This is a genomic window from Paenibacillus sp. NPDC058367 (genome assembly GCF_042723305.1).
GTDB lineage: Bacteria > Bacillota > Bacilli > Paenibacillales > Paenibacillaceae > Paenibacillus_AQ.
The window spans coordinates 334,082-349,706 of sequence record NZ_JBHXIZ010000006.1 but is presented as its reverse complement, the minus strand read 5'-3'; the positions used below and the strand labels follow the sequence as shown (position 1 = coordinate 349,706).

The window sequence follows — 15,625 nt, the reverse complement described above, 5'->3', positions numbered from 1 at the left end:
TATTCATTTAAGAACGACGCGGGGTGGAGCAGCCCGGTAGCTCGTCGGGCTCATAACCCGAAGGCCGCAGGTTCAAATCCTGCCCCCGCAACCAATTTTCATTAAGAAATTATATCTTTTGGAACCGTGGTGTAGTTGGCCTAACATGCCTGCCTGTCACGCAGGAGATCGCGAGTTCGAATCTCGTCGGTTCCGCCATTTTTACCTTGGCTCGATAGCTCAGTCGGTAGAGCAGAGGACTGAAAATCCTCGTGTCGGCGGTTCGAATCCGTCTCGAGCCACCATATAGTATACAACTTAATATGCCGGTGTAGCTCAATTGGTAGAGCAACTGACTTGTAATCAGTAGGTTGGGGGTTCAAGTCCTCTCGCCGGCACCATCTTTGGGGGATTAGCGAAGTGGCCAAACGCATCAGACTGTAAATCTGCTCACGTACGTGTTCGGTGGTTCGAATCCATCATCCCCCACCATTTTTTAGGGGCATAGTTTAAAGGTAGAACAACGGTCTCCAAAACCGTTGGTGTGGGTTCAATTCCTGCTGCCCCTGCCAATCTTTATCTAAAGTCTTTCTCTAAAGTTTAATATGGCGGTCGTGGCGAAGGGGTTAACGCACCGGTTTGTGGATCCGGCATTCGTGGGTTCAAGTCCCATCGGTCGCCCCATTTACTTTAAGAAGAACAGCAACAATATTAGTTTAATATGGCGATTGTGGCGAAGTGGTTAACGCACCGGATTGTGGTTCCGGCATTCGTGGGTTCGAGACCCATCAGTCGCCCCTTTTATTTTAAAATGTTATTGGGGATTAGCCAAGCGGTAAGGCAACGGACTTTGACTCCGTCACGCATAGGTTCAAATCCTATATCCCCAGCCATTTTATGCGGACGTGGCTCAGCGGTAGAGCATCGCCTTGCCAAGGCGAGGGTCGCGGGTTCGATTCCCGTCGTCCGCTCCAAAGTTTTCATATGGCGCCATAGCCAAGTGGTAAGGCAAAGCTCTGCAAAAGCTTTATCCCCAGTTCAAATCTGGGTGGCGCCTCCATTAAGTTCATATGTGCCGGCGTGGCGGAATGGCAGACGCGCTCGACTCAAAATCGAGAGGGAAACCGTGGAGGTTCGAGTCCTCTCGCCGGTATATCAAAAAGGTTTGTAAAGTCGCTTGTATAAGCAACTTTACAAACCTTTTTTCTTTGTCTTTGAGCTTTTATTCTTAAGCCGTTGAATTAGAGGCGTCTCTAATCAACGGCCTTTTTGTGTGGAGTTTTGTTTTATTGACTGCTTAGTCGGAATGCTCGTGGGGTGAGACCAATTTCACGTTTAAACATATTGCAGAATTGGGCGTCATTCACAAACCCAGCAGCAGCTGATACTTCAGAGATATGCATCTGGGTATGTTGCAAGAGAGACTTTGCATAATCCAGACGTTTCAATAGTAGATAGCGCAGAGGTGAAGAACCGAATCGCTCTTTAAATAAATGGCGGAAACGATCATAGCTGTATCCAGACATCTCTGAAAGTGTTGCGACCGATAGCTTATGGCGGTAATGCTCATTCATATAGTTTAGAACATATTGGACTCTGTCTTCCGTTGGTGATTGAAACCCAGAGGCACTAAGAAGCCGTATCAGATGAACAGTGATTTCGCTCATTTGCAGGTTCAATAGTTCAGAGAATCCATCTTGTTTGCGCGTAAACTCTGCTTTCATTCGAAGCAAGATTTGTAGAACAGTATGGTCTTTATCATCTTCATATACGCCTTGCAAATTCTCCATATTTGGGTGATTTGAATGGAAGCCTACAAATAGTATAGTAGCATCCTCACGATGGTTCTCGTCATGTTTATGATTGGGTGGTATCAGCGCGAATGAAGAAGAACGAAAATGATAACTTCGCGAACCTACATTGGTAGTTCCTAAGCCGTTTAAATAATAGACTAGTTCATAACATTCATGCTGGTGTGGTGGAATATAGGTATTAACCTCATGTGCTGCATTTACAATATATAGAACACGATCCATGATGACCCTCCAATAATTATGTTTTAGCCGAATCGTACAAAAATATGACCGAAATCATATAATTATTTTCATTAATATTTGATATGATCGTATCAAGAAATCCGAAGATTAGCAACCTGACTGGCCATCTCGTTCGGAAATTAGTCGGATTATTCGTAAAAATTATAATTTTATCTCTTTTTTTGAGTGTATTCGTTAAAATCATTAAAATTTTGACAATGTTACATGAAAAATGAGAGTTTCCATCTAAATCGTGAAATATACAACGGACTAAGAAGGAGAACCTCTCAAATTACTAACCAACTATAAATAGGGGGAATAGAAAAATGAAAAAGAAAGTTCTTTCTTTGTTGTTACTAGTAGTAATGGTAATGGTCACAGCCTGTGGAAATAATACGTCGAGTAATGGATCTTCCGCGAATGCAGGATCTAACGCAGCTGAAGGTGGAGAAACAGGTTCAGGGGATAAACTCAAAGTAGTACTTCTGATTCCAGGAACGCTTGGAGATAAATCTTTCTTTGACTCTGCGAATAGCGGTTTGCAAAAGGTTAAGGATGAACTGGGTGCAGAAACAAAAGTTGTAGAAATGGGTGTCGATAAAACGAAATGGGAGCCTACGTTTAACGATATCGCCGCTGAGGACTGGGATGTTATTATTTCTGGCGGATCAGAAATTACAGAGATGTTTAATGCAACGGCTGAATTATATCCTGACAAAAAGTTCATTAACTATGATACCGATATAGATGAAGCACCAGAGAATATGTACAACATGTCTTATGCAACAAATGAAGTATCTTTTCTAGCAGGTGCTGTAGCGGCGCTAGCTACACAATCGGATATGGAAAATGCTAATCCTGAGAATGTGATCGGTTTTGTAGGCGGCATGGATATTCCAGGAATTAACGCTTTCTTGGTAGGCTACATTCAGGGCGCTCAATATGTTGATCCTGATGTGAAGGTCGCTGTATCATATGCTGGCGATTTCGTTAACCCGGCTAAAGGCAAGGAGCTTTCGCTGATTCAATATAACTCCGGTGTGGACGTTATTTTTAACGTGGCTGGGGGTACAGGTCTTGGGATCTTTGATGCAGCTAAGGAGAAGAAGAAATATGCTATCGGCGTAGACTCCGATCAGGCGATGTTGCTTAACGATACAGATAGCGAAAAAGCAAACTTGATCGTTACTTCTTCTATTAAAAAGATTGATAGTGCTATTCTGGGTGCCGTGAAGAGATTACAAGACGGTACACTTGAGATGGGTAAACGTGATGTGTTGAGCTTTGTAGATGATGGTGTAGGCATTGCAGAGAATGAGATCTATAAAAATATCTTCCCTGCCGATCTTCAGGCTAAAGTTGAAGAAGTGAAGCAAAAGCTGATCAATAAAGAAATTACAGTAGATAACGCGATGGGAATGGAAACCTCTGAAGTAGAAGCCATTCGTAACGCAGTTAAGCCTTAAGTATAGCTATAAAGTGATAAACCTACAGTTGGAGATTCTTCTTTTAGAAGAATTCCAGCTGTATATTTTTGCAGACCTCCAAGTCGAAAGGCGTTGAGACCTATGAACAAAGCTCTGCTGGAAATGCGGGGAATTACCAAGGTGTATCCCAATGGTGTCGTTGCAAATAAAGACGTGCATTTTTCTTTACGTGAGGGAGAAATTCATGCGATTGCGGGCGAGAACGGCGCTGGTAAATCAACTTTAATGAAGATCATGTTCGGCATGGAAGAGCCTAGTGAAGGTGAAATCTTTATCAAGGGTGAAAAAGTGAAGCTGCAATCTGCTCAGGATGCCATTGATAGAGGGATTGGTATGGTTCACCAGCATTTTATGCTGGTCCCTTCTTTTACGGTAGCAGAGAACATGGTGCTGGGCATGGAACCTCGTAAGGGCGTTGGCATCAATTATGCAGAAGCTGTACGCATGACCGAAGAGACTGCGAAGAAATACAATCTGGCAGTGGATCCAAAAGCAAAAGTGGAGGATCTCACGGTTGGTATGAAGCAAAAGGTTGAAATTCTGAAGGCGCTGCTGCGTGGTGCAAAAATCCTCGTTCTGGATGAGCCGACCGCAGTGTTGACCCCACAGGAAACAGAGGAATTGTTCCGGGAGCTTAAGCAGTTAAGAGAGCAGGGTCATACGATTGTTTTTATTTCACACAAGTTGAAAGAAGTTAAAGCGATCTGTGACAGAATTACGATCATGCGTAGTGGACGTAGTGAAGGTGTCTTCCAAACGAAGGATGTCACGGAGCAAGAAATCTCACGCCTTATGGTGGGCAGAGACGTCGTGTTGAAATATGACAAGGAGATTCTGTCTATTGGGGAGCCGGTACTCACTGTGCAGGGCTTAGGTGTAAATGATGCACACGGCAAAGCGTTGCTAACAGATATCAACTTTGCAGTACGCGGGGGACAAATTATCGGGATTGCTGGTGTAGAAGGGAATGGGCAGACACAGCTCATTGAGGCTCTTACGGGTAGCCTAAGAGGGGTCTCAAGCCAAGGCTCTGTGCTAGTGAAGGGAAAAGATATTCGTGAATCGGATATTTTAGATATTCGTAAGCTAGGCGTTTCCTATATCCCAGAGGATAGGATGCATCAAGGGATAGCCAGTGAAGCGAGCATAGCGGATAATCTGCTGTCCACTCAGTATCGTACAAAAGCTATGAATAAAGGTCCCTTTTTAAATGGATCACGAATTGCCAAGCTTGCAGTATCACTTGTAGAAGAATTTAAAGTCCGCTGTTCGGGACCTTCTCAGCCAATAGGTATGTTATCAGGTGGTAACATGCAGAAGGTTGTCGTAGCTAGAGAGTGTTCTACAGAACCGCAACTGCTTATTGCAGAGCAGCCGACACGGGGCGTGGATATAGGCGCGGCGCAGTTCATACATCAAAAGCTGTTGGAGCTGCGCTCAGACGATTGCGCTATTTTGCTAGTGTCAGCAGACTTAAATGAGATCTTGGAGATCAGCGATAGTCTACTAGTGATGTATGAAGGAAAGATTGTTGCCTTTTTCGAGGAGCCTTCCAAGGTTAGTGAAGAAGAATTAGGGCTTTATATGCTAGGGATTCATCGACAGGACGAGGAGCAAATCAGGAGGGCCGTAAATCATGTTTAAAGTAAAATATTTTGAATACATTCGAACATCGGCAGTAATCGTAATTGCACTCGCTATTGCTTTTCTGATCATCTCATTGGTCAGCAATCAGCCGGTGAAGACGATTGGGATATTCCTATTTGAGCCGCTATCCAGTAAAGGTCATATCGGTAATGTGATTGAGATGGCCATTCCGCTCATGTTCACTGGGCTAGCAGTTTCCTTGTTGTTCCGGGCAAATATGTTCAATTTGGGAGCTGAAGGGATTTTCTATTTCTCCGGTGTTGTAACTTCCGTGTTGGCTATTCATTTAACGCTGGACGGGTGGCTTCATCCGATCGTAGCTATTGCTGCGGGTTCTATTGTTGGTGCGTTGCTCTCGGCAATACCCGGGATCCTCAAAGCCAAATGGAATGCTAATGAGCTCGTTACATCCTTGATGTTCAATAATATTTTGTTTGGAGTAGGTTTATATCTACTGAACTATCACTTACGTGATGCAAAAGCATTTGCCAATGTATCCTACAAATTCGAGAAAACGGCACTGCTGAGTAAAATGGTACCTGGCACCCGTATTCATACCGGACTTATTATCGTTATCGTGCTTATTATTGCAGCGCATTTATTCCTATACAAGACTAAATGGGGATATGAGCTGCGAATGACAGGCATCAACCGGAACTTTGCACGTTATTCAGGCATGAAGACCGCGAAGGTTATTATACTGGTTCACTTGATTGCTGGTTTTATCGCGGGAATGGGTGGTTCCGTAGAAGTGCTAGGGATGTACAATCGATTCCAATGGACATCGTTACCAGGTTATGGCTTAGATGGTGCTCTTGTAGCGATGTTAGCCAAGAATAATCCGCTATCCGTAATCGGCGCTGCATTGTTCCTTGCATATATCCGGATCGGAGCCGACATGATGGCACGTCTATCGGATGTACCTTCAGAGATGATTTCTATTATACAGGCGATTATCATTCTTCTGATTTCGGCTGAGCAATTTCTGAAGTTCTGGAAAAATCGGATGCTCTTGAAGGAGGCGAAGGAAGCGTGAACAGCTTGTTTGATGTAATTTTTACGACTGACTTTGCGTTTTCTGTTCTTCGAGTGACGACACCGATTCTATTCGCCGCATTGGGAGCGTTAATCTCTAATAGGGCTGGCATCATCAACATTGGTATGGAAGGCATCATGCTTGTCGCGGCGTTAGCCGGTGTCATTGTAAGCAGCTACACGCATAGTGCGTGGGTAGGTTTACTTGGGGCTGTGATGTCCGGAACACTGATCGCTGGAATATTAGCTTTTTTCACACTGAAATTTAAAACACATATCATTCTCGGCGGTGTAGCTATTAATATGTTCGCTTCGGGAGGAACCGTGTTTATTCTTTATCTGCTGAGTGGAGACAAGGGTTCTTCTACTTCTCTGGCGAGTAAAGTGCTACCTAGTGTAGAGATTCCTTTGCTGAAGGACATTCCAGTGCTGGGGCCTATTCTATCAGGACATCACATTTTGACGTATGTATCTATCATTGCTGTGTTTGTTGTCTACTATCTCTTAAACCGTACACCGCTTGGTCTGCGCATTCGTTCAGTGGGTGAAAATCCACATGCGGCTCAATCTGTAGGAGTAAGTGTTGTGAAAATACAGTATATGGCTTTGCTGCTTAGTGGATTTTTCGCTGGTTTGGGTGGAGCTTACATGTCGATGGGTTACCTGTCACTGTTCACTCGCGATATGATCGCTGGACGGGGCTGGATTGCGATTGCCGCAGAGTCTATGGGGAGAAGTACGACAGTGGGCACGGCGCTGACCTCTCTATTATTTGGTACGGCAGACGCCTTGTCGAATGCGTTACAGGTCCTGAAGATTCCTGCAGAACTGATCGGGACGCTTCCTTATGTAGCAACGGTAATTGGACTAGTGATCTATGCCGTATCTGAGACACGGAAGAAGAACAAAAAGCTAAAGAGCCCGCTAGTGAAATAGCGATAGGAGTAACGAGGATTTATACAACTAAGGAGTGAATGACTATGCGAACACCTATTATTATTGACTGCGATCCAGGACATGATGACGCAATCGCTATCCTGCTTGCAATAGCAAATTCGGAGAAGCTGGATCTGCGCGGGATTACAACGGTTGGTGGAAACCAGATCCTCGATAAAATCACAGAAAACGCACTTAAAGTGATCAGCTTTGTGAATGCTGATATTCCTGTAGCCAAAGGGGCTGCGGGTCCGCTGTTCGGCAAGCTTGTTACAGGTGAGGAAGCGCATGGTGAATCTGGCATGGACGGCCCACTATTGCCACCAAGTAAATTCCGGCCTGTAGAAGAAGGCGCTGTGGAATTCATGCTGAATATTATCCGTTCTTCGGAGGAGAAGATTACGCTCGTACCGATGGCTCCTTTAACAAATATCGCCCTGCTAATCACTGCTTATCCAGAGATTAAGGAAAGAATTGAAAAGATTTCACTGATGGGCGGAGGAATTTCTTATGGAAATGTAACCTCTACTGCGGAGTTTAACATCTATGTAGATCCTGAAGCTGCTCGTATCGTGTTTGAATCGGGTATTCCGATTACCATGAGTGGTCTGGATGTGACCGATAAGGCAGCCATTTTCGAAGATGAGATCGTAGCATTGAAAGAGCGTGGGCCAGTGTCCACTATGGTCGGAGAGCTGTTAGATTTCTATTCGATCTTCGGAAAGAAAATGGGCTATGTCGGTAGTGCACTGCATGATCCATGCGCCGTAGCTTGGCTCTTGCACCCAGAACTGTTCGAATCCGAGCATCTATATGTAACGGTAGAGACAGAAGGCAAGCTGACGCGGGGAATGACGGTTGCAGACAAACGAAAGAAGACGGATCGCCCAGCGAATGTAGAAGTCCTGGTGGGAGTAGACCGGGAAGCATTTATGAAGTTGATTTTTGATTCACTGGAAAAGCTAGATCAAGAGCTGCTTGCGGCTGAAGGGAACTAACCTATGGCAGGATGGGAGAGACTTCAGGAGACGGTTCAGTTTGAATTGGTTCAGCGTGGAGAAGAAGGCTGCAGGATTGACGGCTTCGCGGATAAACTAGCAGCTGCAGGTGCCGATGAGATCAAGCTGATGCAAGTATACAACGAGTTGATGGAGCTTACGGTTGCTGAGGACTTTCCTTATGAAGAGCCGTCTTCACTGGAGGAGATTCGTCGTCTTCGTCCAGAAGGTCCACGCAAGCTTGAGGCTGACTGGAGCGAAGCAGAATGGAGAGATAAGTTCTACGGAGCTTGGCTAGGTAGAAGCGTCGGTTGCGCACTTGGCAAACCATTGGAGTATTGGGACTACCTCTACGGTAAAGATGGACGTCCGGGTTGGGAGAATATCGAGCTGTGGTTCCGGGGTGCCGATGCATGGCCTATTACTGGCTATACGCCTGGGCATTCACGGGCAGAGGCAGAATATAGTCTTGGTTTAAGTGATTGGACGTATGCGAGTACCAGCGAGACTATTAAGTTTATGGAGAGCGATGATGATATTCGTTACACGGTTCTAGGCCTTATGTTGCTGGAGCAAAAGGGGCTGAGCTGGGATTCTTGGGATATCGGGAAGCTCTGGCATAAACATCTGACATACGCCCAGGTATGTACGGCAGAGACACAGTCGTATATGAATTTTGCGCAGGAAACGTCTCATCTGCATGGTGAGAAGCCTGCGGATTGGCTGGCGCGGCAGGAAAGAGTGCGGATGCACTTAAATCCATACCGGGAGTGGATTGGTGCGGCTATACGCGCAGATGGACTGGCTTATGGTGCAGCAGGCCATCCTGAGCTTGCAGCGGAGTTAGGCTGGCGCGATGCTTCTTTTTCACATGTGAAGAACGGAATCTATGGTGAGATGTTTAATGCGGCGATGATTTCGGCTGCTTTTGCTGAAAAAGATAACGAGCGTATTCTTGAGATTGGTCTTAGTGAGATCCCTAGTACTAGTCGTCTGGCAAATGACGTTCTACGAGGTATAGATATTGCGCAGAAGGCCAAAAGTGAGCGGGAGTTGGTAAGTAAGATTTGGGATACATTCAGCCACTATGATGCGGTGCACACCAATAATAATGCTGCTCTTGTAGCTGCTTCGCTGGTCTATGGCGGGAATGATTTTGAAAAAGCGGTCGTTACATCCGTTTACGGAGGAATGGATACAGACTGTAATGGTGCTACAGTGGGTTCTATTATGGGAGCGAAGCTTGGAGCAAATGTGTTGCCGGCTTCGTGGGTTGAACCGCTCCATGATACGCTATATGCGGATCTACCCGGGTTTCATCCGATAGCGATTTCGGAATGCGCAGAGCGCAGCTATCAGGTCTTCTTGAAGATTCGAGGAGAGCTTGCCGAAAAGTCTTAGAACAAGGATTACGAAAAGAATGAAAGGATGTCTTAAGCTATCGAGCTTAGACATCCTTTTTTTCGTGGTGATCTAGTTCTTGAAATAGATGTAACAGCGGGTTTAGGAGTTAGGTAACAGGAGAATCCTGATTTGAAGAGGGATTAAGCTCAGTCATTTATTGGGAGATAAGCACGTGAAAATAGTCCGATTTAATGGGCTTTTATTCTTTAATTCTTTTAATCTGATATATTACTAAAATAAAAATGATGACACAGAACATAAAATGCCTTATTATTTAAAGAGATTTTTAGTAAAACAGTTTTTAAATAATTATAGTACAAACCTTGGCTTAGAAGGTTTCAGAATAAACGGAAAGGAAGGGGGAGTTTGCAATCCTATCGCTGAGTCGGGTGAGTAAAGGATTCAAGCTGAAGGACGGCACATATCAGGCGGTAGATGATGTATCGCTTGATGTGAAGAAGGGATCGATTCACGGGATTATTGGTGAAAGCGGGGCAGGGAAATCCACGCTGCTACGATTGATTAATCTGCTGGAAAAGCCGGATCAAGGGACAGTTACCGTAGAAGGGCATAATTTAACCGAAATGCCGAGTAAACAGCTACGGAAAGCTAGGGAAAAGATTGGGATGATTTTTCAGCAATTTAATCTGGTCAATAACGTCACGGTAAGCCGCAACATTTCGATCCCTCTGGAACTGGCGGGGGTGCCGAAGCGTGAACGGATGAAGCGGGTGAAGGAATGTCTCGATTTTGTCGGATTGGCTGATAAGGCAGAGCAATATCCCGCACAGCTAAGTGGAGGACAGCGACAACGTGTGGCGATCGCCCGGGCGCTTTCGAACAGTCCAGGACTATTGCTATGTGACGAACCAACATCCTCACTAGATCCAGGAACAACTGCGGATATTCTAGATGTCCTAAAGCATATTAATGGGGGCCTTGGGGTTACGGTAGTGATTGTTACGCATGAGATGGATGTTGTCAAAAGCATATGCACTCACGTATCGGTGATGGAAAATGGTCGAATCGTAGATTCATTCTCACGCCAAGATGGTGATTTCCGGCCTGCTGCAGTCCGTACTGGCTCTTACCGGGATCAAATTCTGGGTAAAGCGGGGGAAACGCATGTTTGATAGTGTACTTCAATATCAGGTACAAATGTGGGAATCTATCGGAGAAACCTTTATAATGGTCGGTATTTCTGTGGGTGCCGCACTGCTGCTGGGGCTTCCGCTCGGGACGTTATTGTTTTTTTGCCGAAAAGGGCAGCTCTATGAGAACAAAACATTGTCACTGGTACTCAACAGCATCGTAAATATTATCCGTTCATTTCCATTCCTGCTGCTTGTGGTTGCACTCATTCCGGTCACTCGTTTCCTCGTCGGAACTGCGATTGGAACAATGGCTGCCACGGTTCCGTTATCCATTGTTGCCATTGCTTATTACTCTCGTCTGGTGGAGCAGTCTTTGCTGGAGGTTCCTAAAGGAGTTATAGAAGCGGCGTTGTCTATGGGAGCCTCGAAGCTGGGATTAATCTTTAAGTTTCTGTATGTAGAGGCTCGTTCGGGTCTAGTGCTCGGACTTACTACCTCCACCATTAGTTTTATCTCTTATTCGACCGTAATGGGGGTTGTTGGAGGGGGCGGGGTTGGAGATTTCGCGATCCGTTACGGATATCAGCGTTTTGAGACTGAAGTGATGATCTATGCGATTGTTGTGATGATTGTATTGGTTCAGTTGGTTCAATTCACAGGAGGTACGATCTCACGGCTGTTAGATAAACGTTAATCGTTCAACCCGTACATCAAATTTTGTAATACAAAATGGTTAAACATATAAACTGGGGGTTAGTTGTAGTAATGAAAAAATCAATGATAGTTGTGCTTATGTTAATGGTATTGGTCGTAGCGGGTTGTGGCTCTAATAAAGCAGCCGAGAACAATTCTGCAAAAGGTAGCGATGAGCTAACCAAATTAAAGATTGCTACTTTGATTCCGCCAATGACGGAAATTCTGGACATTGTAAAGCCACTTCTGAAGGAAGATGGCATTGATCTTGAAATCGTTGTGCTGTCTGACAATGTACAGCCTAATGAGGCTTTGGCGAATAAAGAGGTAGACGCTAACTTTTTCCAACATGTTCCTTATATGAAGCAGTTTAATGAAAGCAAAGGCTCCAATCTAGTAGAGGTACAGCCTGTCTATGACGCTATTTACGGTGGATACTCGAAACGTTACAAGAATGTTGCGGATCTGCCGGAAGGCGCAACACTAGTAATGGCTAATGACCCTTCAAATATCGGCCGTTCTTTACAAATGTTCGCTGCAGCTGATTTGATTAAGCTAAAAGAAGGTGTAGGCATCAAGGCTACACAAGCAGACATTACTGAGAATCCAAAAAACTTTAAGTTTGAGGAAGTAGATCTATTGATGTTGGCCCGTATGCTGGATGATGGAGATCTAGTGGCAATGACTCCGGCTTATGCCAGCCCGCTTGGATTGACACCAAAGAAAGATGCACTGATTACTGAAGGCGCGGATTCTGAATTCACGATCACCTTGGTTGCGCGTGAAGACAACAAGGACTCTGATGCGATCCAGAAGCTAGCTAAACGGATTAGCGGACCAGAAGTGAAGAAATTCCTTGAAGATAACTATGCGGATATTGCGTTGCCTGCTTTTAAATAAGCTTAAACAGCTAGGTCAGCAATTTATAGAGACTTGTCCATTATGGGCAAGTCTTTTTTTTACATATCAGCAAGTATGTATTGGGAGTCCCCACTTTGTGGGGATATTTTAGTGTGTCACTAGAATGTAAGAACTGCTCTATATAATGGGTTGTAGAATAACAAAGCGGAATGGAGATGGGAAATATGTCTGTACTCAGCGCAATTAATCTCACAAAACATTACGGTAAGGGGACTAACCTGGTCAAGGCACTGGATGGTATTAATGTAGAGGTACACAACGGTGAATTTATAGCGATTGTCGGGACTTCAGGAAGTGGCAAATCAACGCTCTTACATATGCTAGGCGGGCTTGATCGGGCGACAGAAGGTCAGGTGATCATAGATGGTAAAAATATTTTTGGGATGAAGGATGATGAGTTGACGGTATTTAGAAGAAGAAAGATCGGATTTGTGTTTCAGAACTATAATCTAGTGCCGATTCTTAATGTATACGAGAATATTGTGTTGCCCATAGAGCTGGATGGAAACAAAATAGACAAGGATTTCGTGGATCATATTGTGAATACGTTAGGTCTTTCGCAAAAATTGGACAACCTCCCTGGTCAGCTTTCAGGCGGTCAGCAGCAAAGGGTAGCCATCGCACGGGCCTTGGCAGCTAAACCTTCCATTATCCTAGCAGATGAACCTACAGGGAACTTGGACAGCATCACTAGCCAGGAGGTCATTGGTTTACTCAAAGTAACAAGCAGACAGTTTAATCAGACGATTCTAATGATTACTCATAATGAAGAGATTGCTCAGCTTGCAGACCGGACCATCCGGATAGAGGACGGTAAAATTACTGGAGGGGCATTGTGATGATGTTTCCAAACAGTAATAAGCCCGTTGTTAAAAAGCTGACGAGCAGAAGCCTGAAAGCCAATCGGACCCGAAATCGTTTTGTGATTCTGGCCATCGTGCTTACTACCTGGCTCATTACTTCTTTTTTTAGTATTGGACTGAGTAACTATATGACCTTCGAAATGCAGCAATTGAAAATAAACGGAACCATGGCGGATGTCTACTTAACCTCCCCGTCAGAACAACAAATGAACAAGTTAAAGGAACTCTCCTATATTAAGACCATCGGACTCCAGTCCAGAGTAGGTAATGTGATCAATACGCCAGAAATAGGAGATCTTAATTTAGCTCTGCTCTGGTATGACTCTACAGAATGGACAGAGATGCGTAAGCCAGTGATCGATGGTCTAAAGGGAACTTATCCAGATAAGGAAAATGAAATCGCCGTTCCTTTATGGATATTACAGTCAATGGGGATGGATGATCCACAGATTGGTATGAGCTTGCCGTTAACTTACTCTGTTACCCGCGATGGGGTGAAATCTCAGCAAAGTAGCAATTTCGTACTAAGTGGATGGTTTACCGATTACAGTCATGTCCGTACCGGAAATTCTGGAGCTATGCTGGTATCGGGGGCTTTTGCTACAGCTCATGGCGTAGATCTTAAGAATCCCAAAAATGCCACTATTCTTTTTAATGAGAAAAATACGGATGTACTTATCTCACGTTTGCAACAGGATATTCCTTTGGGAAAAAATCAAAAGCTTGAACCTATCTCTAACCAATCGTCTACCTCTTCGGATAGAACAGCAACTTTGATTGGTTACGCTGGAATTATATTATTTGTTATGTTGAGCGGATATTTATTGATTTATAATGTGCTTTATATTTCTGTCTCACGGGATACAAGGTTCTACGGTCTGCTTAGAACGCTAGGAACTACACAACGGCAGATTAAAAAAATAGTTAGGGCACAGGCTTCACGGTTAGCACTTATCGCTATCCCACTGGGACTTGCCGCAGGAGCTGTGACTTCCTTCGTAATGGTGCCGCTGGCTATGAGTACAATGGATTTGGATACGGGCGTGGTGATTTCTTTTCACCCGTTAATCTTTATTGGAGCTGCGTTGTTTGCTTGGTTGACCACTATGTTTAGCGCTATCAAACCTGCCTCTATCGCTGGCAAAGTTTCTCCAATAGAAGCGGTGAGATATACAGGGACGATGGTTAAAGCTAAGACGAAGCGGGGAACTGGCGGATCTAAGCTGCACCGACTGGCTTGGCGTAATATTTTTAGAGTGAAAAAACGGGCGATGGTTGTGTTTCTCTCTTTATTTCTGGGACTGACAACATTTCTGGTGATCAATACACTTGTGCTTAGTATGAGTACAGATCATTTTATTGCTGAATACATGGATAACGATTTCACGCTGTCTAATCAAACGATGTCCTTTGGATTTGAGGGGGAAGAGAAAGCCAAGATTACAGGGGATATGATCAAGGAAATTCAGGATATAAAGGGCGTAAAAGAAGTCTTCAAAGCTTATACTGGGATAGGTCAGATCAAGTATGATCCTGAGGTGTTCAGTAAGTATGTGGATGAATTCGCAAAATCATATCACACAGATCGCCCTACCGATGATCAATTGGCTGAGCCTCAAAGCATGTTCTCAATGACCCATGTTATTGGGGTAGATGCAGATCAGGTTAAGAAGATGGAAGGAAAATTAGGAATCACTGTGGATATGGAACGTTTTGAAAAGGGTGAGATTGCCTTGCTGGACAATTTTAATCTCGGAGGTATTAAGATTGGAGATAACTTTCAAATTAGTCCTATAAATAGCGATGCAGCACAATCTTTCGAAATTGGAGGGCTTGCTGATTTCAGCTCTCTAGAGTCGTCACACTTTGTAGCTCCGAATGTATACATTAGCCATACTGCTATGGAGAAACTCATGAATGACCCACTTATAAGTAAAGTATATATTAATGCAGACCCAAAAGACTGGAAGCCGATTACCGATCAATTGGAAGGACTCATCGGCGGAGATGGTGAGCTGAAGCTGGAGTCGAAGCTGTATATGGAAAAGTTCATGGAATCGGCTAAGCTAACCTTTTACATTATGGGTGGCGGAATTGCGCTCATTCTAGCGCTGATTGGAATTTTGAATTACGTTAATATTATGTATACAGGGGTTGTAGCTCGGAAGCTGGAGTTCGCAGTGATGGAGAGTATCGGGATGACCTCTAAGCAGATGAGAAAGCTGTTGCTGTTTGAAGGGGCAGGTTATGCGATCATATCGACACTGCTAATCTCAACAATAGGCACATTAATCAGTTACGGTGCTTATAGCCTGTTCAGCCAAGAGGCTACTTATGCAGTATTTAGCTTCCCAACCCTTCCGCTTTCTATTGCGATTGTACTCGTTTTTGCGGTTTGCCTGAGTGTTCCGCTTATTGCTTATAAGCAAATCAAAAAGGACAGCATTGTGGAACGTCTGCGGCAAATGGAATAGAGCTAATTAATTAACAGCGTAGCCTTCCTCTGCTTGTTACAATGATAAGTATAGAGGT

Annotated in this window: 12 protein-coding genes and 12 tRNA genes; 23 read left to right on the top strand and 1 reads right to left on the bottom strand. The window is 44.4% G+C overall.

What is annotated here, in order from left to right:
* Positions 1-17 precede the first annotated feature (17 nt).
* The 12 genes from ACFWMP_RS26950 (at position 18) to ACFWMP_RS26895 (ending at position 1,132) form a co-directional block, all read left to right on the top strand.
* Positions 18-94: transfer RNA gene (locus ACFWMP_RS26950), tRNA-Met, on the top strand.
* 26 nt (positions 95-120) lie between these two features.
* Positions 121-198 (top strand) — tRNA-Asp (locus ACFWMP_RS26945).
* A 10-nt stretch (positions 199-208) separates the two neighbouring features.
* Positions 209-284 (top strand) — tRNA-Phe (locus ACFWMP_RS26940).
* A 20-nt stretch (positions 285-304) separates the two neighbouring features.
* Positions 305-380 (top strand) — tRNA-Thr (locus tag ACFWMP_RS26935).
* Between the two features lie 5 nt (positions 381-385).
* Positions 386-471, top strand: a tRNA-Tyr gene (locus ACFWMP_RS26930).
* A 6-nt stretch (positions 472-477) separates the two neighbouring features.
* Positions 478-551 (top strand) — tRNA-Trp (locus ACFWMP_RS26925).
* A 36-nt stretch (positions 552-587) separates the two neighbouring features.
* A tRNA-His gene (locus tag ACFWMP_RS26920) sits at positions 588-663 on the top strand.
* A gap of 40 nt (positions 664-703) precedes the next feature.
* Positions 704-776: transfer RNA gene (locus tag ACFWMP_RS26915), tRNA-His, on the top strand.
* A 21-nt stretch (positions 777-797) separates the two neighbouring features.
* A tRNA-Gln gene (locus ACFWMP_RS26910) sits at positions 798-872 on the top strand.
* A gap of 6 nt (positions 873-878) precedes the next feature.
* Positions 879-953 (top strand) — tRNA-Gly (locus ACFWMP_RS26905).
* 12 nt (positions 954-965) lie between these two features.
* Positions 966-1,039, top strand: a tRNA-Cys gene (locus ACFWMP_RS26900).
* A gap of 14 nt (positions 1,040-1,053) precedes the next feature.
* Positions 1,054-1,132 (top strand) — tRNA-Leu (locus tag ACFWMP_RS26895).
* A gap of 133 nt (positions 1,133-1,265) precedes the next feature.
* On the opposite strand, the gene ACFWMP_RS26890 is transcribed toward ACFWMP_RS26895, so the two are convergent.
* Positions 1,266-2,015 carry an AraC family transcriptional regulator gene (locus ACFWMP_RS26890; protein ID WP_042191790.1) on the bottom strand — a complete coding sequence of 250 codons (750 nt, stop codon included), beginning with the start codon at positions 2,013-2,015 and terminating at the stop codon, positions 1,266-1,268.
* 326 nt (positions 2,016-2,341) lie between these two features.
* Here ACFWMP_RS26890 and ACFWMP_RS26885 point away from each other — a divergent pair, with 326 nt between their 5' ends.
* The 11 genes from ACFWMP_RS26885 to ACFWMP_RS26835 all read left to right on the top strand — a co-directional run bounded on the left by ACFWMP_RS26885 (position 2,342) and on the right by ACFWMP_RS26835 (position 15,567).
* Positions 2,342-3,481, top strand: a complete 1,140-nt coding sequence (locus tag ACFWMP_RS26885) for a BMP family ABC transporter substrate-binding protein (RefSeq protein ID WP_339267182.1) — start codon at positions 2,342-2,344, stop codon at positions 3,479-3,481.
* Between the two features lie 102 nt (positions 3,482-3,583).
* Entirely contained in the window at positions 3,584-5,146 is a 1,563-nt protein-coding gene (locus ACFWMP_RS26880) for an ABC transporter ATP-binding protein (RefSeq protein ID WP_339243487.1), read from the top strand.
* On the top strand, positions 5,139-6,185 hold the full coding sequence (locus tag ACFWMP_RS26875) for an ABC transporter permease (protein ID WP_042131006.1): 1,047 nt from the start codon (positions 5,139-5,141) through the stop codon (positions 6,183-6,185). Before ACFWMP_RS26880 ends, ACFWMP_RS26875 begins: the two co-directional genes overlap by 8 nt.
* On the top strand, positions 6,182-7,120 hold the full coding sequence (locus ACFWMP_RS26870; protein ID WP_042191785.1) for an ABC transporter permease: 939 nt from the start codon (positions 6,182-6,184) through the stop codon (positions 7,118-7,120). Before ACFWMP_RS26875 ends, ACFWMP_RS26870 begins: the two co-directional genes overlap by 4 nt.
* Positions 7,121-7,164: 44 nt before the next feature.
* Positions 7,165-8,118, top strand: coding sequence for a nucleoside hydrolase (locus ACFWMP_RS26865; protein ID WP_076285325.1), 954 nt, complete (start codon positions 7,165-7,167; stop codon positions 8,116-8,118).
* A gap of 3 nt (positions 8,119-8,121) precedes the next feature.
* A complete protein-coding gene (locus ACFWMP_RS26860; protein ID WP_379425293.1) occupies positions 8,122-9,519 on the top strand; it encodes an ADP-ribosylglycohydrolase family protein in 1,398 nt (465 codons plus the stop codon).
* A gap of 374 nt (positions 9,520-9,893) precedes the next feature.
* On the top strand, positions 9,894-10,655 hold the full coding sequence (locus ACFWMP_RS26855; RefSeq protein ID WP_076285323.1) for a methionine ABC transporter ATP-binding protein: 762 nt from the start codon (positions 9,894-9,896) through the stop codon (positions 10,653-10,655).
* A complete protein-coding gene (locus tag ACFWMP_RS26850; RefSeq protein ID WP_379425291.1) occupies positions 10,648-11,310 on the top strand; it encodes a methionine ABC transporter permease in 663 nt (220 codons plus the stop codon). The genes ACFWMP_RS26855 and ACFWMP_RS26850 overlap by 8 nt, the downstream gene beginning before the upstream one ends.
* Positions 11,311-11,381: 71 nt before the next feature.
* The gene (locus ACFWMP_RS26845) at positions 11,382-12,209 is read left to right on the top strand and encodes a MetQ/NlpA family ABC transporter substrate-binding protein (RefSeq protein WP_042191777.1); all 828 of its coding nucleotides are present in this window, start codon (positions 11,382-11,384) and stop codon (positions 12,207-12,209) included.
* A gap of 185 nt (positions 12,210-12,394) precedes the next feature.
* Entirely contained in the window at positions 12,395-13,069 is a 675-nt protein-coding gene (locus tag ACFWMP_RS26840; protein WP_042191775.1) for an ABC transporter ATP-binding protein, read from the top strand.
* A complete protein-coding gene (locus ACFWMP_RS26835; protein ID WP_379425288.1) occupies positions 13,069-15,567 on the top strand; it encodes an ABC transporter permease in 2,499 nt (832 codons plus the stop codon). Before ACFWMP_RS26840 ends, ACFWMP_RS26835 begins: the two co-directional genes overlap by 1 nt.
* Positions 15,568-15,625: the final 58 nt, after the last annotated feature.

Bases quoted from the DNA above. Each gene is read 5' to 3' on its own strand.
- ACFWMP_RS26890 (WP_042191790.1), bottom strand. From the start codon at position 2,015: ATGGATCGTGTTCTATATATTGTAAATGCAGCACATGAGGTTAATACC.
- ACFWMP_RS26885 (WP_339267182.1), top strand. From the start codon at position 2,342: ATGAAAAAGAAAGTTCTTTCTTTGTTGTTACTAGTAGTAATGGTAATG.
- ACFWMP_RS26880 (WP_339243487.1), top strand. From the start codon at position 3,584: ATGAACAAAGCTCTGCTGGAAATGCGGGGAATTACCAAGGTGTATCCC.
- ACFWMP_RS26875 (WP_042131006.1), top strand. From the start codon at position 5,139: ATGTTTAAAGTAAAATATTTTGAATACATTCGAACATCGGCAGTAATC.
- ACFWMP_RS26865 (WP_076285325.1), top strand. From the start codon at position 7,165: ATGCGAACACCTATTATTATTGACTGCGATCCAGGACATGATGACGCA.
- ACFWMP_RS26860 (WP_379425293.1), top strand. From the start codon at position 8,122: ATGGCAGGATGGGAGAGACTTCAGGAGACGGTTCAGTTTGAATTGGTT.
- ACFWMP_RS26850 (WP_379425291.1), top strand. From the start codon at position 10,648: ATGTTTGATAGTGTACTTCAATATCAGGTACAAATGTGGGAATCTATC.
- ACFWMP_RS26845 (WP_042191777.1), top strand. From the start codon at position 11,382: ATGAAAAAATCAATGATAGTTGTGCTTATGTTAATGGTATTGGTCGTA.
- ACFWMP_RS26840 (WP_042191775.1), top strand. From the start codon at position 12,395: ATGTCTGTACTCAGCGCAATTAATCTCACAAAACATTACGGTAAGGGG.
- ACFWMP_RS26835 (WP_379425288.1), top strand. From the start codon at position 13,069: ATGATGTTTCCAAACAGTAATAAGCCCGTTGTTAAAAAGCTGACGAGC.